This window comes from Paenibacillus alba, assembly GCF_013204855.1.
Lineage (GTDB): Bacteria > Bacillota > Bacilli > Paenibacillales > NBRC-103111 > Paenibacillus_E > Paenibacillus_E alba.
This window is the reverse complement of record NZ_JABMKZ010000002.1, coordinates 678,572-698,692: the sequence shown is the minus strand read 5'-3', so window position 1 is coordinate 698,692 and position 20,121 is coordinate 678,572. Positions and strand designations below refer to the sequence as shown.

The following is a 20,121-nucleotide window of genomic DNA, read 5'->3' as shown; positions in this document are numbered from 1 at the left end:
ACTGGAACTGGAACTGGAACTGGAACTGGAACTGGAACTGGAACTGGAACTGGAACTGGAACTGGAACTGGAACTGGAACTGGAACTGGAACTGGAACTGGAACTGGAACTGGAACTGGAACTGGAACAACAACAAAATTTGAGCTGCCCTCGAGTAGGTTTACTACTTAAGGAACAGCTCTTTTTATTTGGTTGTTCTTTCGATTCCCTTTCGCATTCTAACTTGAATGCAGGCAGCGTAGGAAAATTGCCCGTTCTAACAGGCAAATGTTCGCTGAAATCGGGCGATATGTTCGTAAAATGACGCAGATGTACCTATACGGAAAGCGGAAAAACGGCCTATAATCAGCCATATAGAAAGCGCTATCATATCTGAACAGAGGTTATTGGGGGGAGTAATTTGGAAAAGGGAATTGTGATGAAACGCAGTCATGCGGCAGCCAAAACACGCGGAGGAATTCGCGAAGCAGCATTCAAGAGCTTCAAGAAACATTGGCAATTGTATCTCATTGTGATACCGCCAGCGTTGTTTTTTATTATTTTCAAATACTATCCGATGTTAAATGCCGTTCTGGCCTTTAAGGATTATAACGTCACCAAAGGGATTTGGGGCAGCCCGTGGGTAGGATTTAAGCATTTTAAGCTGTTTTTCGAAAATCCGTTGTTCTGGACATTAATTAAAAATACGATCCTGATTAGCGGCTATCTTTTAATTGTCGGCTTTCCGATTCCCATAATATTGGCGTTGGCCCTCAATGAGATTCGTAATGGCAGGTTCAAACGACTTGTGCAGCTCGTATCGTTCGCTCCTTATTTTATATCGACGGTCGTGATGGTATCGATTATTATGCTATTTTTAGCGCCAAGGCTGGGTTTCTTTAATGTTATGATGAACCACCTCGGGATGAATTCGATTAATTTCCTCGGGGAGCCGGGGATGTTTCGTTCCATCTATGTATGGTCCGACATTTGGCAGACAGCTGGATATTCAGCGGTTATTTTCTTGGCTGCTCTGGCTGGCGTTGATCCAGCCCTATATGAAGCGGCTAAGGTTGATGGTGCGTCGCGCTTTCAGAAGATTCGTCATATCGATTTGCCGGGCATTATGCCGACGATTACGATTGTTTTCATTTTAAATGTGGGCAGTGTGATGTCTATCGGATTTGAGAAGATTTATCTGCTGCAGAACCCGCTGAACAAAATCAATTCGGAAATCATTGCTACCTATGTGTATCAAATTGGTTTGTTGAATGCGAACTACAGCTTCGCAACTGCGGTGGGTTTGTTTAATTCAGCTATTAATTTGCTGCTGTTGGTCGTGGTTAATATGCTGGCTAAGCGATTATCAAACACAAGTATTTGGTAGAGGAAGGGGTGCGAACACATGAATAGGACGACATCATCGATCAAGGATTCGGTCGGGGATAAACTTTTTTTAATGGGCATCTACGTGGTCTTAGGCCTCGTTTTGATTGTTGTGTTGTATCCGCTTATTTATATTTTGAGCAGCTCCTTCAGCAGTCCGTCGGCGGTAACTTCAGGCCGTGTGTGGTTGTATCCGGTAGAATTTTCGCTTAAAGGTTATGCGAGTCTGATGGATAATCCGAAGATCGTTACTGGCTATGCCAATTCGCTGTTCTATACAGCAGTTGGCACGGTGATAAGTGTAAGCCTTACCATTATGATTGCATATCCGTTGTCGCGTCATACTTTTTTTGGGCGGAATGTGCTCATGATGCTGATTACGTTCACTATGCTGTTCGGCGGAGGTTTGATTCCGATGTATCTCGTCGTGAAGCAAATGGGGCTTATTGATACAAGATGGGCTATCTTGATTCCCAATGCGATTTGGGTATGGCAGGTCATCATTACACGTACATTTTTTCAAGCTTCTATCCCCGGCGAGCTGATTGATGCCAGTGAAATTGATGGCTGCAGTGATATTCGCTTTCTGCGAAGTGTCGTCGTGCCGCTGTCCAAACCGATCATTGCCGTGCTCGTTTTAATGTATGCAGTAGGACAATGGAATGCCTATTTCGATGCGCTCATTTATTTGAAAACGGCGAGTTTGTTTCCACTCCAGCTCATCCTGCGCAGCATTATCATTCTGAACAACAGTTCGAATGCGACCGATGCTTTGAAGTTGGTGGAGCGGCAGCAGCTAGCTGAGCTTTTGAAATATTCACTTATCGTCGTGGCGACATTGCCAGTTCTCATTATTTATCCGTTTGTGCAGCGTTTTTTCGTTCAGGGGATGCTGGTGGGGTCGGTTAAAGGTTAAGGCTATCATTGCTGATCACCACGAGGAAGCAGGGATGGAAGTACCTTTGAAGAATTGAAAGGGGTGATAACTATACGCTAACAAACGGATAATACCTAATAATCAATCTCATATTCACTTCGTCAGTCCAATAAAAAGGGAGCGGATTACATGAAAAGAAAATCGGTCATCGCTTTGTCTTGCGTATTGATGGTCAGTCTGTTTGTTGCTGGATGTTCGAAAAACGACCAGAGCGCGGAAACGTCAAAGCCTACAACAGAGACAGCGACTCCAGGTGCAGCACAAGCGGGTAAGCCTGTGCAAATCAGCGTATTTGCTCAACAGGATAATACGATAGATTTGAATACGAACCTGTTCACGAAGCATTTGGAAAGCAAGTTTAATGCTAAATTCAAATTCGATGTTATTCCCTACGATGGCGCCAAGGAGAAACGTCAAATCTCGCTGGCCAGCGGGGATTATCCGGAGTCCTATATCCTTACTTCGTATATTGATCAGTTCTCGCAAGCAGATTTGCTGAAATTCGGCAAGCAGGGCGTTATATTGCCTTTGAATGATTTAATTGATCAGTACGCACCGAATATTAAAGCAGCAATGGAGAAAGAGCCTACGTTCAAAAGCTTCATTACAGCACCGGACGGTAAGATTTATGGTCTAGGTTCCTATACGGAATGCTTCCACTGCTCTTATCCCAATAAGATGTGGATTAATACTAGCTGGTTGAAAAAATTGAATCTGGAAATGCCGAAAACGACAGAGGATTTCAAGAAAGTACTGGAAGCCTTCAAAAAAAATGATCCAAACGGAAACGGCAAAGCCGATGAAGTACCGCTAAGCGGGTCCATCGAAGACTTCGGGGTACGTGTCATTCCATTCTTAATGAATGGCTTCATCTATAATGATGATCGCAATTATTTGAACCTCAAGAACGGCAAAGTAGATACAGCAGCGAATAAGCCGGAATGGAAAGAAGGACTTGCGTACATCAAATCGCTTTATGAAGAGGGACTGATTGATCCGGGCGCATTCACACAAAATGCCGAAGCCTACAAAAAAATCGGCGAGAACGCAAGCGGTCAAATCCTTGGAGCGGGAGCTGGCATGCACCCTGCCATATTCGTGAACATCGATAAAGGCAACAAAAACTCAGCCGATTACAATCCGGTACCGCCACTGACTGGACCACACGGTTCGTTCGCTACACACGACGGGGGCGGATTAACGCCAGGCGCGAAATTCGTCATTACGAATAAAGCGAGCAAAGAAGCACAAATTACGTTGATTAAAATGGTTGATTACATGTTCACGATGGAAGGTCAAACGAATGCGGCATCCGGGATGGAAGGCATTGACTGGAGAAAGCCCAAAGAAGGTGAAGTTGCGTTAGGCAAAGGGGTTACACCGCAAATCGCAACGATCCCTGCTGTTGATGGTCAACCTCCACGCAATGCTGGATGGAGCGGAATGGGACATTTCTATCAACCAGCCGCCTATCGCGATAGCTTCGTGCAAGGAACGGATATTTATGATTCTGCTAACTACGAGCGCAGATTATATGATGCAACGCTTCTGTACCAAGGACACGAGCCAAAGGAACTGTTCCCGATGTGGGCCGTTTGGATTGATCCGGCTCTGACGGATGAAGCTACGATTTTACAAACTAACATTAAAAGCTATATTGAGCAAAGCGCGCTTCAATTCATCACAGGTAATAAAGATCTGACGAAGGATTGGGATGCTTATGTCAAAGGTCTGGATAATTTGAAGGTCGGCCGTTATCTCGAAATTTTACAGAAGGCGTATGATGCTGCAGCAATTAAAAAATAAGTGAAAGAGAAGTCAGGTCAGGTGTTTGAGCACGATATGAAGCACCTGGCTTTTTTTTGCCAATCTAGCGTTAAAGGGGATGTATGATGGCACAGTCCGGGAGCTCTTCTTGCCTATGAAGGAGGGCTTCAAGTTTTATCGTTTGATAACTCTCAATCATACATGATATATTAAAAGAAAAATGTTGGGTGAGGGTCAAATGGGAAGTAAAATCAGTCGTGTGAATATAACGGAAGAAATCTACCGTATTGTCAAAGAAGATATCCTGTCACATAAGCTAAAATCAGGCGAGAAAATTAACATCGATCAATTAGCACGCAATTTAGAAGTCAGTAATATTCCTATTAGGGAAGCGCTTTCTCGATTGCAATCCGAAGGATTCATCCATGTGATTCCGTTCAAGGGGATGTTTGTGAATATGATGAGCCTCAAGGATTTGAACGAGCTGTATGAAATCAGAATGCAGCTTGAACCGCTAGCTGTAGAGAAAGCGACGAATCATCTGCCTGCTGAGGTGCTGGAAAACCTGCAAGTTACGATGGATTCGCTCCTCAACAATCCTTCTACGCCATCAGCGAACGGTCTAGACATTATTGATGAAATGAATAATTCGATTCATGGAACGATTCTCTCCTACTGCGACAATACGAATCTGCAAAACTTGGTCAGAGGGTATATGGAGCAAATTCAGCGATACCTAACTTTTATTCAAATAACGCTGGATGTAGATACGACGAATGTTGAGTGGTCGGAGCATCAGGCGATTTTACAGAAGCTGCGTGATCGTGATCCCCAAGGGGCTGCAGCAGCGATGACTGTCCATTTAAGAAATTCTCAACAAAGGACAAACGAGTTTTTTGTGAGGACAGGTGCATAGCGTACCCTTTAGGCCGCTGCGCAAGCACAGAAGAAATTGCCCAAGCAGCTCTATATTTAGCAAGCAATAGCTCCGCGTTTATTACTGGACTCGCGCTAACTGTAGATGGTGGGGCTTCTTTGGGTTATTGAATGAGACATGATACAACCACCATCAGAAAGGGAATAACAGATGAATGAGCCAATCAGAATTGTTTTTCTAGGTGACAGTATAACGGAGGATGGGACATTTATTGCCTATTTAGATGCGTATTTGCAACAGCAGCGGCCAGAGAATCGCTATACGTTAATCAACTTAGGCGTTAGCAGTGAGACGGCTTCCGGTTTATCAGAACCAGATCATCCGTTTCTGCGTCCTTGCCTCCATCATCGTCTGGCAAGAGCCTTGCAACAAAGCAAGCCGGATTGGGTGGTGCTGGGCTATGGCATGAACGATGGTATTTATGCGCCTTTTTCTGCGGAGCGGTTCGCCGCCTACCAACAAGGAATACTGGAAGCGATAGGCAGAATCTACGATTACGGAGCCAAAGCAATTGTCATGACCCCGCCGCCATTTGATCACCTGTCGATCGAGGCAAATGCGCTTCTCCCTGAAGGGGAGAAAAACTATAGCTACAAAACCCCTTATGAACATTACAATGATGTGCTTCGGTCCTATGCAAACTGGATTCTCACGCTCGACCGTAAGGCGGATGTGATCGTGAATTTGTATGATCCACTGCTTCGCCATACACAGCAGGAGCGGAAGAAGAATGGCGACTATCGTTCTGGTGACGGTATCCATCCCAACTCAGATGGCCACTGGATCATAGCGCAAGCCTTATTAAGCGGTTTATTTCATCTAACGTTGGCAGAGAATACTGATTTTATCCTGCGATTAGAAACATCGCCATTTTTTCAATTGATTGTAAAACGCCACCGAGTGCTGCATGACGCCTGGAAGGAGCATGTGGGCCATACGAACCCCACGAAAGCCAACGCGTTGCCGCTGGAAACAGCTTTGCGCAGATTCAGCGAATGGTGACAAGATGATCGCAGTAAGGTGGATCACGGTTACGAAAGGGAACTGTGATCCTCTATTTGACCCGAAATCGAACATTTGCAGCTGAGAGGGAACTATGATCCTTTATTCCGCCTTAAATTGATGCAATCCAGCCAATATTGGCTAATTAGCGGATCATAGTTCCGTCTCACTGGCTAAAAGACTGTTTTGATGATGAATAAGGGAACACAGTTCCCTTTCGCTGGTTCAATGTTTGTTTTGATGCAACTCGGACCAACAACTACACGCATCCCCACAATCCCGCACCACACCCGAATCTACTCGCATCACCAGAATCCCGCGCCGCATCTAAATCTACTCGCATCCCCACAATCCCGCACCACATCCGAATTTACTCGCATGATCACTATCCCGCACCAAATCCAAATTTACACGCATCCCCACAATCCCGCGCCAGATCCGAATCTACACGCATCCCCACTATCCCGCACCACTTCCGAATCTAATTGCAGCATCACTATCCCGCACCACAATGGTGACAAGATGATCGCAGTATCGTGGATCACGGTTACGAAAGGGAACTGTGATCCTCTATTTGACCCGAAATCGAACATTTGCAGCTGAGAGGGAACTATGATCCTTTATTCCGCCTTAAATTGATGCAATCCAGCCAATATTGGCTAATTAGCGGATCATAGTTCCGTCTCACTGGCTAAAAGACTGTTTTGATGATGAATAAGGGAACACAGTCCCCTTTCGCTGGTTCAATGTTTGTTTTGATTCAACTCGCACCAAATCCACTCGTAACACCACTATCCCGCTCCACATCCAAATTACTCACGTCCCCACTATCACGCATCATGTCCAAATTCCCACATGCATCCCCACTAACCCGCGCCTAATTCAATCACCTAGCTCACGTCCGCCTCTCACTATAGAAGCCAACCCCACTTGTTCGACCTATAGCAAATCAATCTGCCTTGGGCCCCCAGAAATTTCGGCGGGCTCTGTTTGTCTTCGTATTCCCGAAGGGGAAAACTGCTTTCAGCAAATGTTCAGCTTGCATTCAACTGACTTTCAGCCGATGTTCAGAAGGGTTTCAGCCGCCGCCATTACACTGGGTCTTGTGAAGAAGACTTAGGGAAATGTCATTCGGAGTTATGGAACATGGGAGAGGGGATTTATCGATGAAATTCGGCCGGAAGAAAAAATGGTTGATTGTGGTTTTGGCTGCGATCTTATGTGGAGCGGGAACTTATGTATACATAAATAAAAAGTCGCAACCCGCCGCTGCAGCTACACAACAACAGGTGATGAAGGTAAGCAAAGGAGCGATTTCCTCCACGGTATCAGGGACTTCGCAATTGGATGCCAAAGACAAGCAAAATATCGTCATTCCGGTAGATGGCATCATTAAAACGATGAATTTGACACAGAACCAAGCGGTGAAGAAAGGCGATGTGTTGGTCGAACTTTCGGTTCCTTCCACAGAAACGAATCTGAAGGAAGCCCAAGTGAGCTTGCAGCAGCTGGAGAAAGAGCTGGCCGAATTGCAGGATGAGCAAAATCATATGAGCGTTTCGGCTGCAATGAGCGGGAAATTGACCTTGGCTTCCAACTTGGATGTAGGCAGTCAAGTGAATAAAACAACAAAGATCGGGACGATTTCCGATACGACGCAGTTTAAAGTGAAACTGCCTTTTCCTTTGCAAGAAGCTGTGCAACTGAAGCAAGGCGATAATGTGGAGTTGACGGTGGATGGTTATTTGCTGTCAAAGGTAGGAAGTGTCAACACAATTGGTCACGATGTGAAGGCAGATGCTAACGGAAATAAAATGGTTGATGTGGAGGTGCTGGTGGCCAATGACGGAACGCTGTCAGCGGGCTTGAAAGTCAAAGGCAGTGTGGGCACAGGAGACAATAAAGTAGAATCTTCCGATCAAGCGGCTTTGGACTATGTTCGGACGTCGCCGATTTTCTCTGATGCGAGCGGTACGGTCAAAAGCATGAAGTTCAAAGATGGAGAAACGGTGAAACAAGGCGAGCTGATTGCCACGTTGTTCAATGATGATTTGCAGAATAACGTCATTAGTAAACAAGCGGCGATTGACAGCCAGAAGATTAAAGTGGATGATGCGCAGCAAAAGATTGATCAATTGACGATTAAGGCGCCATTCGACGGTGTTTTCTCAGCTGACTTTGCCAATAGTAAAAGCAATGTTTTGCGCAACTACCCGGTTGGGGCTCAAATTAATGCCAATACCACATTAGGCGCGGTGGCAAGTTTAAGCACGATGCAGCTAGCTATTGCTGTCGATGAGCTTGATTTGACAAGTGTGAAAGTTGGGCAAAAGGTGACCGTGAAGGTGGACGCGATATCGGGCAAAACCTTCCAGGGTGAAGTGACCTCGGTGTCCAATGTGGGAACAACCTCCAATGGTGTTACGACTTATGATGCTGTTGTCGCCATTCCGAACACGGCACAAAATGATTTGAAATATGCGATGACAGCTACCGCTGAAATTTATATTCAGGATAAAAAAGATATTCTCGTTCTGCCTATTCAAGTCGTTACAACGACCAGAGGCAAATCAACCGTTTCTCTGAAGAAAGCGGACGGAACGGTGGAAGAGCAGCATGAAATCAAAATCGGCATTCGCAGCAAAACGCAGGTAGAAATTGTAAGCGGCTTGGAAGAGGGCGATGAAGTTGTGATGCCTACTCGGAAAGCAACAACGACGACCCAGCAGCAAGGGCAGGGAGGCTTCCCAGGCGGTGAAGGAGGTCCGCCAGCTGGCTTCCAAGGCGGTAATGGAGGCGGCGGGTTTGGTGGCGGTGGTCAAAACGGCGGCGGAACACGTCAGTAAGGAACCAGCTTCCGGAAAGGAGCCAACGATATGAACATCATTGAATTGAATCAGGTCACCAAGAGCTATGCCCGCGGCGATGAACAACTGCAAATCTTGAGAGGCATCACGCTGCACATTGCCAAAGGCGACTTTGTAGCCATTATCGGTCCCAGTGGATCTGGCAAATCCACGCTTATGAATACGATCGGCCTGCTAGACATCCCTAGCTCAGGCACATATACGCTCGATGGCGTCTCGACGGTTCAGATGTCCGACAACGGCCTTGCCGAGCTGAGAAATCGGAAGATCGGCTTCATTTTTCAACAATTTAATTTGCTGCCTAGACTTAGTGCGATTGAGAATGTGGAGCTGCCGATGATCTATGCAGGCATTCCTACCAAGCAGCGCAGAGAACAAGCAAATGCCATGCTGGAGAAGCTTGGAATGGGGCAGCGCGGGCATCATAAGCCCAGTGAGCTTTCCGGCGGACAACAGCAGAGGGTTGCCATTGCTAGAGCCTTAGCTATTTCACCATCGCTCATCCTGGCGGATGAACCTACAGGCGCACTGGATTCCAAGACTGGCATTGAAGTGCTTGAATTGATTAAGGAATTGAATGAGCAAGGCAACACGATTGTTTTGATTACGCATGATAATCACATCGCCGATAACGCGAAGCGTGTCGTCACGCTAAGAGATGGAGAGATTATCAAAGATGTCAGAAATGAGCCGATGTCATCTTTGATCAAGCAGGAGGCGGTTTCCTCATGAGAATTTGGGAGCTCTTCCAAATGGCTATGGCCACGGTGCGTTCTAATCCGATGCGGACTGTTTTGACCATGCTGGGCGTTATTATTGGGGTTAGCTCCGTCATTACGCTGGTATCAATCGGGCAAGGAACATCCAAGTCGATTGAGAAGCAATACGAAGGACTGGGGACGAACCTGCTGACGGTTAATTTACTCGGCAACGGACGCGCCACACAGTTGAAATATGATGAGCTTATGGAGCTGGAAGGCACATCCGGCATTAGTGCCATCGCACCAACGATGACGAGAGGCAGCACAAGCATTAAATATGATCGGACTACGCAAACGTATAACGTGATCGGCACCAATGACCGCTATTTGGATATGCAAAAAGGAAAAGTCGCCAGCGGCCGCTTTCTCGCGGCAGCTGATCTGGATTTTCGAAATCACGTAGCGGTGATTGGTACGGAAGTCGCCACGAAGTTTTTTGGCAAAGATGATCCGATTAATGAAGAAATTAATGTGAATGGGTACATGTACACCATTATCGGTGTTTTGGAAAGCAAGGGGTCGAATACGAGCGGCACCTCATTGGACAGCTCAGTTATTGTACCTTTGCCAACGATGAGCAGAGATTTTAAACTGGGCAACATTCGCTCTACGTATGTAGAAGCCGCGAGTGGAGACCAAGTAAGCAAGGTGCAGGCGGTATTGGAGAGATATTTATATAGCAAATTTAAAAGCACGTCAGGCTACACTATCTTCAACTCTTCCGAATTGATTACCGCCAGACAAGCCGCTTCCAGCACGCTAACGAATCAACTGGTTGCTGTCGCTGCAATTTCCCTGCTCGTTGGGGGGATCGGGATTATGAACATCATGCTCGTGACCGTCAGTGAACGAACGCGGGAGATCGGTATTCGCAAGTCCATTGGCGCGAAACGCCGGAACATTTTACTTCAATTCCTCGTTGAAGCCACACTAATCAGCGGGATGGGTGGATTGATCGGACTTATTGTAGGTGTCGGCTTATCGCTGGCATGGCCTTATATTAATCCAAGTCAGGAAACGAGTCTTTCCCTCAGCGTAGGATTATATGCCTTTTTATTCTCTGCTTTAGTTGGTGTCATTTTTGGACTTTATCCAGCGAACAAGGCTTCCAAGTTAAAACCTATCGACGCGCTTCGTTATGACTAATGTCAGTTGAGCTTATTCCTACCAATCCGTTTTAGGAGGTCACTATTGTGATACGCAAATTAACTTCACTTTCTTTCAAACATACAAGTTTAGCCCTGCTGCTTACCTGCAGCTTGACAGCCGCTTCGTGGGCAGCTCCTTCCGCTCATGCGGCATCAGAGGGCGTGTATATTTCGGATTCCTCTTATTTTACTTTGAATCAAGCTGCCCTTTCATCGTCGTCTCTTCAGTTTTCAGTTTCTCTACATAATGGGGGAAATAAGACGATCGATTTCAACCAATATGGCGTAAGGGTGACAGATACTTCAGGACACAGCTACACAGCTAAATTGAGCGAGAAAAAGAGTGCCAGCGTTCTTCCCGGTCAAGATACAAGCTTCCGCTTCTACGCCAGTTTGGATGAGGGGGAAACCGCGGATCAGTTGCAAATCGATGTGTTTCGCTGGGATGAAAGCAAGGCTGACTTCATGAGCCATCTTGGCAATCTTCCGGTAGCTTCTGCGCTTCAAGAGGGGCAAGATCAGGTGCAAGAGGAGATTATTAATCTCCGAACGCTCGACAGCACTCTGCCCACTGATGCATCCATTGCTTTTCAATTAGGGCAAAGTGTTCGTGTATCGGAGAATGGCAAATGGGTCATGTATACACAATTGTCGGCTAGAAACCTTGGCGCAAGCAGCGTGAAGCTGCCAACTGGCCTTCAAGTCAGATTGGTGGACGCGAATGGTTTGAAATATACATCAACGGTTGTTAATGGATCTGGAACGACGTTCCTGCCTAGCGAAGCTGATACGATAACGCTGAAAACGCCGATTTCCAAGCAAATGCCGGTATCTGGATTATCGCTGGAATACTACTATTTGAATCAAACTGAGGATGTTACGCTGGGGACAATGAACCTGAATACATCGCTGCAAACGACGGACTTGAATACGAAACAAACGTACAGCGGTCAGCAAGATGGCGAGAAGATGACGGTTAAAGCGAATTCTTCCAGTTACAGCAACCAGGCTGATGGCGTGCATGTCCAAACGATCGTAACGCTCAGCAATGATGGAGAAGCCGCCGCTGCGGTGCCATCGTTTTTCGCCTCGTATCAATTCGGCGATGCAGGGACTTCAGTGAAAGCTTCGGATAATACCGCCCGCAATGAATATCTGGCCCCGAAGGAAACGACGACCTATTATTTCAATGCGATTCTGCCAACAGGCGTTGATCCGAATGCCGCGCAGCTTGTTCTTTGGGAGAACACGGGAAGTTCTGCCAGCTCTGCCAGCTCAGCAAGCTCGACTCCAAGCGGAACGGGGACAGAGTCGACGGGTTCAGCTGGAAGCTCATCTGCTGCCTCCACTACTGGCACCACGACAGGGTCAAATAGTGGAACAACAGGGCAAATGCCTGTGGCTGTCTTCCTCCTCAAAGGAGCAAGCGAAGCACAAAATGGATTCACGACTGCAGCTGCATATAAGCTGGGCAGCAAATTGACCTTTACCAACAGCTCCGTTGTGAACAAAAATTTAGACGTCTCGCTCGTTGAGCTGCACGCCCATCAGAATGATGATTTAGGCTACAAAACAGCGATAGCCAAGTACAAAATTACGAATAACGGCACAAGCACGATCGCTCTTCCCGAGCTGCAAAACGAACTGATCGACAGCAGCGGAAATTCGTACACGGGCACTCGTCAAACGTCTGTAACGACTCAGATTACGCCGGGAAGCTCCTACGTGGTGAGTTATTCCTACCTGCTGCCGAATAAAAAGGATTCGGACGACGAATCCTTTGCTTTGAACATTTTCGATGATAAATCGGTATCTCAAGGCAAAGTGAACATCGGCACTTACCAGGTTGCGCTGCAAGCTGAGGAAGAAAGCGATACGCTTGCTTTGTATCCATTCACGATTAAAGTGAATAGCGATTCCATTAGCTGGCTTTACAACAGTGGCACTTATTCCTACCAGCTCAATTTGGATCTTGATGTAACGCATGAGGATCAGGTCATCGTGGATAGCAACTTCTCCAAAGTCGAATTCGACATGATCGATTCGCTTGGTCGCATAGTCGGCACGCAAACGGCCACCTTGTTAGGTACTGGCAAGCTGGTAAGCGGCAATCAAAAAATTGTTGTCACAGGCTTAAAAAACGAACAAGTGGATTCCGGCGTGAAGGTTAACATGTATGAAGTCATTGAGACGCCTAACGGTACGGCGAAACGTTTGATTAAGCAGTTCCATTAATTTTCCGGGGAATAGATAAAATATATAAAAGGGGCTGTACCAAAAGTTGTTTTTGGATTTTTAAGCCCCCACTTTGATAGGAATTTCCCTGCAAAAAAACCACCTCCATCCCCACTAGATTAGTGGGGATGGAGGTGGTTTTTCACAAGATTTGGGACTGGCGCTCTGCCTATTCTGGATGCATTTTCGCATATTTCCTGCGATTATGCATCTTTTTTGTTCTTGGCATAACCAAAATCATTAAATTCCTGCGATTGTGCATGTTTTTGAACCATTTTATTGATTTCAAGATGAAAATGTGGAAAATGCCTGCATAATTGCAGGCTTTGCCGCTTTTTACACCATTTCGTTGAAAAATCCTGCATAATCGCAGGTTTTCAGAGTCAGTGAGCCGTGGGCTTTGCTTGATAGATACCCAACGTTCCGGTAAATGTGGTGCTGCTGAGTAATCATCCCATTAAAGTATAATCTGTGGAAGCTGAACCACTACTCTGGGCTCTTGAGACACATCCTTTTTTTGGTTCTTTGATGTATAGTATTAGAATACAAAGCATACTAGCAAGATTGGAGAACATTGTATGATTGACATCGAAATGTTGTATCGCACTTATAAGCAGCTGCTTTTTACTGTGGCTTATCGGATGCTCGGATCTGTGTCGGAAGCGGAAGACATGGTGCAGGACTTATTCGCTTCCTTGCCAACATTGGATACAGAGAACATCACCAATCTGAAAGCTTATTTAGTCAAAATGATTACGAACCGCTGCCTGAATGTCTTGAAATCAGCACGAAAGCAAAGGGAAGTTTACGTCGGTGCTTGGCTGCCTGAACCGCTCATTATGGCGAATAATGCGGATCCCATGGGACAGATCGTTCAAGATGAAACGATTTCCTATGCCTTTTTAGTGCTGCTGCAGAAATTATCAGCCGTGGAGCGAGCGGTATTCATACTAAGAGAAGTACTGGGTTACGAATACAATGAGGTTGCCGACATGTTGCATAAGAGCGAAACCAACTGTCGCAAAATCTTTAGCCGGGCCAAGGTGAAAATTAATCAGGAACATGTGCGAAATATGGGTGAGCTTGGTGACTCACAGCCGCTTGTTCAGAAATTTCTGCGTGCAGTTCAGACCGGAAATTTTCAGGATTTTGTTGCTTTGCTGACGGAAGACGCCGTGCTGATTTCTGACGGTGGCGGCAAAAGACGTGCAGCAATCAAAACGATATTCGGGAAACAGCGCATTCAGGCATTTTTTGAAGGGATTGCAGGAAAAGGTTCGCTGCAGGGGCAATGGCGTCCTTTTCTCATCAATGGTCAAGCAGGACTTGTACTCGTCAAAGATGAAAAGGCTGATATGGTTATCTGTTTTGAGATGGAGCAGCAGCATCAGCGGGCCAATCATGTTTATAAAATGGTGAATCCAGATAAACTTCAACATCTTTCTTCCGTGTTGTCACAAATCTGCTGACTAATTTGTCTTATTAAGGCAAACCTAAATTAAACGTGTATGGAGGAGATTCACATGGAAGTTAGATTCAATTATACTGAGGTAAATCCGGAAGCATTGCAGGCGATGCTGAAGCTGGAAGGTTTTATTAAAACAAGCGGTTTGGATATCAAACTGTATGAGCTTATCAAAATTAGAGCGTCTCAAATCAATGGCTGCGCCTTCTGCATCGACATGCACACCAGAGACTTGCGGAACATGGGCGAAACTGAGCAAAGAATTAACTTGCTTACGGCTTGGCGGGAAGCTCCTTTTTATTCCGACAAAGAAAAAGCTTTGCTGGAATTGACGGAGACAGTCACTCGCATCTCGGAGAACGGAGTTCCACAAGCGGTTTATGAGAATGTGCGGAAGCATTTTGATGAGAAGGAATATGTCGTTTTGATCATGGCGATCAATATCATCAATGCCTGGAATCGGATTGCCATTTCTACAGGGATGTTCCCCGCCGCGCAATAAGGCATAGCTCTCTATAAGTAGACAAGCCTATCGTTTCCTGAATAAACATCGCAGCTATTGCGGTGTTTTTTTATGGAAGTGGAAGGGAGGTGAAAGGAAATGGTAACCCGGAGGAACCAGCCGATTACAGAACGATCGCAGCTATTTGCTACCATTTTATGCGTTTTACCAACGTAATTTGCGATTCGCGCTCGTTTAATGGCAATGGCCAAGTTTGGATTTCGCTAATGATCCTTTGCAAATTGGTGTAGCCTTTGGCTAATCCATTTAAGCGCGCTGCCAAGGTTGAATCCACTAGCTCATCTTGGGTGGAATAAAGAGTGCTCAGTTTGCTGATCGCATCCGGATATCTTTTCAAGTAATACTTCTGATGCCGTTCTTCCGCCAGATAAAAGCCTGCAAAGGGAGCAATCTCGGTATTCAGCTTCCGCTTTCCAGCGGCTTCTCTAGTTTTCATGACTTCTCTAATCAAACCATGCTGTCTTTCATCGCGATACAATACCAGAGATTGATACTGCCTGCCTTTATAGTCATTAATATTATCTGGTTGATGATGACTCCAAAATATATCAAGCAGTTGTTCCATCGTCATCATTTGCGGATCAAAATCGATCTCGATCGTCTCGGAATGATCTCCCATTGTGCGATACGTTGGCTGAGCATGGGTACCGCCTGCATAACCAACACGTGTTCTAACAACGCCAGGCCATTGCCCAAACAAAGCATCAGGACTCCAGAAGCATCCCATTCCAAGAGTTAATGTTTCTATGTTGTTCATCTTACGAATCACCTCGTTTGTCCATCATACCATTTACAAGATAAGGATAAGAAATTGCAGAATACCTCGTTCCAATGGAAGCGCCAAATCACGAGCAGAGGAATTTCATCATGAAACGGAAATGGGAGATCATGCCCCGCCGCTTAGAATAAATGTTATAATATGTATATTCTACTGAAGGAGGTTCCTCATGACAAATCCTTCCTACAATCCATTTGAAGATAAAACCATTCACATGACGACCGATCAAACCCAACCAAGCCCTCTGAACGAGCGAGCTCCGTTTAACGACGTTATCGAGCACCATGATATCGTTCAAGCCGTTCAAGCCCCGAAGAGGCTGGAACAATGGCCGAAGTGGTATCAGAATCATCGAAGAAATTCCGCCGCTTTGTCCGTACTCATTTTTGCTGCATTTATTGTGTATCATGTTATTCAAATAATTGGTGATCTATTGTCGGGGAAATAAATGGAGTCCACTGAGACATTCAAAAGGAACCGGAGTACCTGTAAAGAGGAGTTAACTAGTTTGAAAAGGAACTGAAGTACGCTATTTCCGGGAAAATGAGCTGAACAAGCATGAAAAGGAACTAGGATACGCTATTTGAACAAAATAGCATGATTTGGAGGGAAAACTGACGAAATAGTGTACTGTAGTTCCGCTTGCCGGTAAATTTACTCCGATATTAATGAAATAGCGTATCCTAGTTCCCTCCCTCGGTTTCATTTAGCTTCTACCTCATAAAAAACCGCAATTCCCTGTTCGGAAAACCAGCTTAGTTCAGTAGGTTCGCCATATGTATGCCCTTACAATTAACTCATTCTGCGGAAAGTAAACGCTGGTATACCCAACCAGTTCCATTCCCGCTGGTGCTCTGGATCTCTCTAAGTCTTTACATTATGTTTGCTAGATTATACAATAGTCGCAAATATCATAAGAGCTCGGAGTTATCAACATGTCTATTTATAAAAAGAAAAAATTTCGCTTAAGTCCCCCTCAGGTAATGACCTTAGGATTCTTATTTATGATCTTCGTGGGGGCGGAACTGCTTTGGCTGCCGATTTCGTATACGGGAGAAGGCCGATTGTCCTTTATTGATGCGCTGTTTATGGCGACTTCCGCAACTTGTGTGACGGGATTGTCGATGATAAATACAGGTGCCCATTTGTCCACTTTCGGGGAGATTGTCCTGATTTTGCTCGTGCAAATTGGTGGGTTGGGATTCATGACGATGTCTACGTTGATTGCACTTGTGCTGCGTCGTCGTATTTCCTTTCAGGAACGGCTTGTTCTGCAAGAAGCTATGAATCATGATTCTACGGAAGGTGTTGTTCGTCTTGTCCGCAAAGTGCTAGTTTACGCACTGTATATTGAACTTGCAGGGGCATTACTGCTTGCATTGCGCTGGTCGTTCGAAATGCCGATAGGTCAAGCTTTATACTTCGGCGTTTTTCATAGCATTTCCATCTTCAACAATGCAGGTTTCGATCTTTTTGGCGCACTGCCGAACCGACCGAGCAGCCTCATTCATTACGTCGAGGATCCGTACGTTAACATCGTCTCCATGCTGCTTATCATTCTCGGCGGTATTGGGTTTATCGTCATCTCCGACTTGCTCACATATCCCCAAAATAAAAAGCTTACACTGCATAGCAAGGTTGTGCTGACGGCATCGGCGGCGCTTGTTGTGATCGGGACGATCGTTATCTTAGTATTTGAGTTCACGAATACGCAAACCCTGCAGCCGCTATCGCCAATAGGCAAGCTGCTTAGCGCCATGCTGCAGTCAGTCTCATCCCGCTCAGCAGGTGTGAACACCTTGGATATTTCTTCCATGCGGCAGGCGACGCAGTTTTTTATCGTGATCATGATGTTCATCGGGGCAGCACCTGGCTCATCAGGCGGTGGGATTAAAGTGACGACCTTCGTGATTCTTCTCGGGGCGCTGCTGGCCATGGTGCGAGGCAAGGAAGAAATCGTCTTGTTCCGCCGCCGCATTTCGAAGGATCGGATCTATAAGGCGATCACCTTCGCTTTGCTCTCTTTTATCCTGATTGTTCTATCAACGATGATTCTCTCTACCACAGAAAGTTTTTCTTTCTTAGGGATTTTATTTGAAGTCACATCGGCTTACGCAACGGCAGGCATGTCGCTTGGTTTGACTTCGCAGTTGACGCAATTCGGCAAAGTATTTATTATCATCCTGATGTTTGTCGGGCGCCTTGGTCCCGTATCCTTGGCTTATACCTTAACACCAGTGCCTGAAAAGATGAACTTCCGTTACCCGGAGGGGAAGATTACAATTGGTTAGAATGGAGTAGAAAATGGAAATTCGAAAGTTGAAGCTGGGTGAAGAACCGCCCATGGACTTGCTTTTGTTAGCGGACCCTTCTGCGTCTATCGTACTTGGATATTTGCAGCGCGGGGAGTGTTACTTGGCAGAAATGAACGGTCATCTAGCTGCCGCTTATGTTATTTTACCAACCAGACCTGAGACGATTGAATTAGTTAATATTGCAGTCGCTGAGGATCAGCAGGGCAAGGGAATCGGGAAGCAGCTGATTCTGCACGCGATCGAACAAGCCAAAGCGCTCGGATTCTCAACGATGGAAGTCGGGACTGGGAATTCAAGCATCGGGCAGCTCGCGCTTTACCAGAAATGCGGGTTCCGGATTGTGAGTGTGGATCGCGACTTTTTTATCAGGCATTATGCCGAAGACATCGTCGAAAATGGCATTGCTTGCCGAGATATGATACGATTAGCACAAGATTTGTAGCTCAAATGTGCAGCAGATACGTCGGTTAAAAAAATTCTCATAAAAAAAATAAAAAATGGAGCCCAAGCGGCTCCTTTTTATTATATAATGATAGATGGATTTCATCCGAGTAGTGAAAAGTCTAAATAATTAGCTAATAGTTTTTTAATATAATAGGTGTAAGATTAGGAATAAGAAGCCAAGTACTTGTACAAATTGGAAAATCTCAAATGGGAGGGATGAAATGTGGGTCAGTTAGTAGAATTGGAAAAAAAGATCGAAGCCAAAAGATTTGAGCTTAATCTTGCCAGTCGTCATCATGACCTGCTTTCCGATTTTGTGCTAAAACTTTCAGTCGAATTGGACGAGCTATTGAACACTTATTATAAATCAGCTTAATCCGCTGTTCTGAAAATCTTCCCATCATGCCGATGAGGAAGATTTTTTTATGTATATTTACCCCCGTAGCTTACTGGGGTATGCTATTTGTATTATTTCCCAAAGCAGGTGTGCTAAGCACTTATATGAAGTCGAAATCAATCAGCTTAAGCAATTTCTTGTCAGATTTGGATCTTAATTTCTAGCGAAAATCTTAGTTGATAGACCTAATAAGCTATGCTATACTCTAGGCAACTTATGGAAAAAGGAGGTTTATACTTTTTTTATTTCAACAGCCTTCAGGTCAGCCCAAGCTTATCAAACTCGGTTCCAAGCCGCAGACAAGCAGCACGAAACTAGGTCCGTTGGATTTCTATCGGATCGATTTTAAGCAATGGCGTAACGTTTGTGAACGATTTGCTTAGGACCAATCTTCTAGCTGAAGCGGATGATTGGTTTTTTCATGACTATGCTAACGAAAGTGTATTGAAGGGGGAAATAATTAAATGTCTTCATGGATTCAGCAAGACGATGTTGTTCTATTTCAAGGGGATAGCATCACAGACGCAGGGCGTATTCGCGACAACGGGCAGGATTTAGGCAAAGGATATGCGCTGATGGCTGCGGCCCAATTCTCAGCGAGCTACCCAGAGAAACAGGTGCAATTCCTGAACAGAGGAATTTCGGGCAACCGAGTTGTAGATCTAGAGCAGCGATGGCAGGAAGATTGCTTGGATCTGAAGCCTAACTTGGTTTCTATTTACATTGGTATTAATGATACGTGGAGAAGATATGATCGGAATGATCCAACTTCTACCGAAGCTTATGAAAAGGGTTACCGCAACATTCTGACGCAAACAGCAGAAACAGGAGCAAAGCTCGTGTTGATCGAACCGTTTGTTCTTCCAGTCCCAGAAGATCGCAAGCTGTGGAGAGAAGACCTCGATCCGAAGATTACGGTTGTTCGCGAGCTGGCAAGAGAATTCGGAGCACGCCTAGTCTGTCTGGATGGCTTGTTTGCTCAAGCCTCAACACGTGCCGACAGCTCTTTCTGGGCTCCAGATGGCGTACATCCTTCTCCGGCTGGCCATGCCTTGGTTGCCAAAGCTTGGCTGCAAGCAGTGGGAGCAGCACAATAAGTGATTTTGCAGGAAAGGCTTCACGCTTTATGCGGGAAGCCTTTTTGTTTGCCAGTGGGGATATGATACAATTTCAGCAAGAT

The 20,121-nt window shown here is 45.6% G+C and carries 19 protein-coding genes; 18 read left to right on the top strand and 1 reads right to left on the bottom strand.

Going from position 1 to position 20,121, the window contains the following annotated elements; genetic code table 11:
* The 13 genes from HQN90_RS03405 to HQN90_RS03345 form a co-directional block, all read left to right on the top strand.
* Positions 1-304 (top strand): hypothetical protein (locus HQN90_RS03405; protein ID WP_216855167.1); only part of this gene is annotated, 304 nt, incomplete at its 5' end.
* A gap of 114 nt (positions 305-418) precedes the next feature.
* Positions 419-1,366, top strand: coding sequence for an ABC transporter permease (locus HQN90_RS03400; RefSeq protein WP_173216504.1), 948 nt, complete (start codon positions 419-421; stop codon positions 1,364-1,366).
* 18 nt (positions 1,367-1,384) lie between these two features.
* Positions 1,385-2,281: a carbohydrate ABC transporter permease gene (locus tag HQN90_RS03395; protein WP_173216364.1), complete on the top strand. Its 897-nt coding sequence runs from the start codon at positions 1,385-1,387 to the stop codon at positions 2,279-2,281.
* A gap of 150 nt (positions 2,282-2,431) precedes the next feature.
* Positions 2,432-4,108 carry an extracellular solute-binding protein gene (locus tag HQN90_RS03390; RefSeq protein ID WP_173216362.1) on the top strand — a complete coding sequence of 559 codons (1,677 nt, stop codon included), beginning with the start codon at positions 2,432-2,434 and terminating at the stop codon, positions 4,106-4,108.
* 199 nt (positions 4,109-4,307) lie between these two features.
* Positions 4,308-4,985 (top strand): GntR family transcriptional regulator, encoded by a 678-nt coding sequence (locus tag HQN90_RS03385; RefSeq protein ID WP_173216360.1) that lies wholly within the window; start codon positions 4,308-4,310, stop codon positions 4,983-4,985.
* Entirely contained in the window at positions 4,982-5,116 is a 135-nt protein-coding gene (locus HQN90_RS39520; protein ID WP_173216503.1) for an SDR family oxidoreductase, read from the top strand. Before HQN90_RS03385 ends, HQN90_RS39520 begins: the two co-directional genes overlap by 4 nt.
* Before the next feature lie 40 nt (positions 5,117-5,156).
* Positions 5,157-6,008, top strand: a complete 852-nt coding sequence (locus tag HQN90_RS03375; RefSeq protein ID WP_173216358.1) for an SGNH/GDSL hydrolase family protein — start codon at positions 5,157-5,159, stop codon at positions 6,006-6,008.
* Positions 6,009-7,174: 1,166 nt separating this feature from the next.
* Entirely contained in the window at positions 7,175-8,854 is a 1,680-nt protein-coding gene (locus HQN90_RS03370; RefSeq protein ID WP_173216356.1) for a permuted SH3 domain-containing protein, read from the top strand.
* A gap of 30 nt (positions 8,855-8,884) precedes the next feature.
* Complete coding sequence (locus HQN90_RS03365; protein ID WP_216855166.1) at positions 8,885-9,607, top strand: ABC transporter ATP-binding protein; 723 nt, start codon at positions 8,885-8,887, stop codon at positions 9,605-9,607.
* Complete coding sequence (locus tag HQN90_RS03360; protein WP_173216354.1) at positions 9,604-10,782, top strand: ABC transporter permease; 1,179 nt, start codon at positions 9,604-9,606, stop codon at positions 10,780-10,782. The genes HQN90_RS03365 and HQN90_RS03360 overlap by 4 nt, the downstream gene beginning before the upstream one ends.
* A 47-nt stretch (positions 10,783-10,829) precedes the next feature.
* The gene (locus HQN90_RS03355) at positions 10,830-13,019 is read left to right on the top strand and encodes a hypothetical protein (protein ID WP_173216352.1); all 2,190 of its coding nucleotides are present in this window, start codon (positions 10,830-10,832) and stop codon (positions 13,017-13,019) included.
* Between the two features lie 578 nt (positions 13,020-13,597).
* Positions 13,598-14,488, top strand: coding sequence for an RNA polymerase sigma-70 factor (locus HQN90_RS03350; protein WP_216855165.1), 891 nt, complete (start codon positions 13,598-13,600; stop codon positions 14,486-14,488).
* A gap of 54 nt (positions 14,489-14,542) precedes the next feature.
* The gene (locus HQN90_RS03345; RefSeq protein WP_173216350.1) at positions 14,543-14,986 is read left to right on the top strand and encodes a carboxymuconolactone decarboxylase family protein; all 444 of its coding nucleotides are present in this window, start codon (positions 14,543-14,545) and stop codon (positions 14,984-14,986) included.
* A gap of 148 nt (positions 14,987-15,134) precedes the next feature.
* Here the strand turns inward: HQN90_RS03345 and msrA are convergent, their stop codons facing one another.
* Positions 15,135-15,764: a peptide-methionine (S)-S-oxide reductase MsrA gene (msrA, locus tag HQN90_RS03340; RefSeq protein ID WP_216855164.1), complete on the bottom strand. Its 630-nt coding sequence runs from the start codon at positions 15,762-15,764 to the stop codon at positions 15,135-15,137.
* 190 nt (positions 15,765-15,954) lie between these two features.
* Here msrA and HQN90_RS03335 point away from each other — a divergent pair, with 190 nt between their 5' ends.
* The 5 genes from HQN90_RS03335 (at position 15,955) to HQN90_RS03315 (ending at position 20,038) form a co-directional block, all read left to right on the top strand.
* Positions 15,955-16,233 (top strand): hypothetical protein, encoded by a 279-nt coding sequence (locus tag HQN90_RS03335; protein ID WP_173216348.1) that lies wholly within the window; start codon positions 15,955-15,957, stop codon positions 16,231-16,233.
* A gap of 487 nt (positions 16,234-16,720) precedes the next feature.
* Positions 16,721-18,076 carry a TrkH family potassium uptake protein gene (locus HQN90_RS03330; RefSeq protein WP_173216346.1) on the top strand — a complete coding sequence of 452 codons (1,356 nt, stop codon included), beginning with the start codon at positions 16,721-16,723 and terminating at the stop codon, positions 18,074-18,076.
* 13 nt (positions 18,077-18,089) lie between these two features.
* Entirely contained in the window at positions 18,090-18,542 is a 453-nt protein-coding gene (locus HQN90_RS03325; protein ID WP_173216344.1) for a GNAT family N-acetyltransferase, read from the top strand.
* 225 nt (positions 18,543-18,767) lie between these two features.
* Positions 18,768-18,920: an aspartyl-phosphate phosphatase Spo0E family protein gene (locus HQN90_RS03320; RefSeq protein ID WP_079418504.1), complete on the top strand. Its 153-nt coding sequence runs from the start codon at positions 18,768-18,770 to the stop codon at positions 18,918-18,920.
* A gap of 485 nt (positions 18,921-19,405) precedes the next feature.
* On the top strand, positions 19,406-20,038 hold the full coding sequence (locus tag HQN90_RS03315; RefSeq protein WP_173216342.1) for an SGNH/GDSL hydrolase family protein: 633 nt from the start codon (positions 19,406-19,408) through the stop codon (positions 20,036-20,038).
* The last annotated feature ends 83 nt before the right edge of the window (positions 20,039-20,121 follow it).

Coding starts and splice junctions, on each gene's coding strand:
- HQN90_RS03400 (WP_173216504.1), top strand. CDS start 419: ATGAAACGCAGTCATGCGGCAGCCAAAACACGCGGAGGAATTCGCGAA.
- HQN90_RS03395 (WP_173216364.1), top strand. CDS start 1,385: ATGAATAGGACGACATCATCGATCAAGGATTCGGTCGGGGATAAACTT.
- HQN90_RS03390 (WP_173216362.1), top strand. CDS start 2,432: ATGAAAAGAAAATCGGTCATCGCTTTGTCTTGCGTATTGATGGTCAGT.
- HQN90_RS03385 (WP_173216360.1), top strand. CDS start 4,308: ATGGGAAGTAAAATCAGTCGTGTGAATATAACGGAAGAAATCTACCGT.
- HQN90_RS03375 (WP_173216358.1), top strand. CDS start 5,157: ATGAATGAGCCAATCAGAATTGTTTTTCTAGGTGACAGTATAACGGAG.
- HQN90_RS03370 (WP_173216356.1), top strand. CDS start 7,175: ATGAAATTCGGCCGGAAGAAAAAATGGTTGATTGTGGTTTTGGCTGCG.
- HQN90_RS03365 (WP_216855166.1), top strand. CDS start 8,885: ATGAACATCATTGAATTGAATCAGGTCACCAAGAGCTATGCCCGCGGC.
- HQN90_RS03360 (WP_173216354.1), top strand. CDS start 9,604: ATGAGAATTTGGGAGCTCTTCCAAATGGCTATGGCCACGGTGCGTTCT.
- HQN90_RS03350 (WP_216855165.1), top strand. CDS start 13,598: ATGATTGACATCGAAATGTTGTATCGCACTTATAAGCAGCTGCTTTTT.
- HQN90_RS03345 (WP_173216350.1), top strand. CDS start 14,543: ATGGAAGTTAGATTCAATTATACTGAGGTAAATCCGGAAGCATTGCAG.
- msrA (WP_216855164.1), bottom strand. CDS start 15,764: ATGAACAACATAGAAACATTAACTCTTGGAATGGGATGCTTCTGGAGT.
- HQN90_RS03335 (WP_173216348.1), top strand. CDS start 15,955: ATGACAAATCCTTCCTACAATCCATTTGAAGATAAAACCATTCACATG.
- HQN90_RS03330 (WP_173216346.1), top strand. CDS start 16,721: ATGTCTATTTATAAAAAGAAAAAATTTCGCTTAAGTCCCCCTCAGGTA.
- HQN90_RS03325 (WP_173216344.1), top strand. CDS start 18,090: ATGGAAATTCGAAAGTTGAAGCTGGGTGAAGAACCGCCCATGGACTTG.
- HQN90_RS03315 (WP_173216342.1), top strand. CDS start 19,406: ATGTCTTCATGGATTCAGCAAGACGATGTTGTTCTATTTCAAGGGGAT.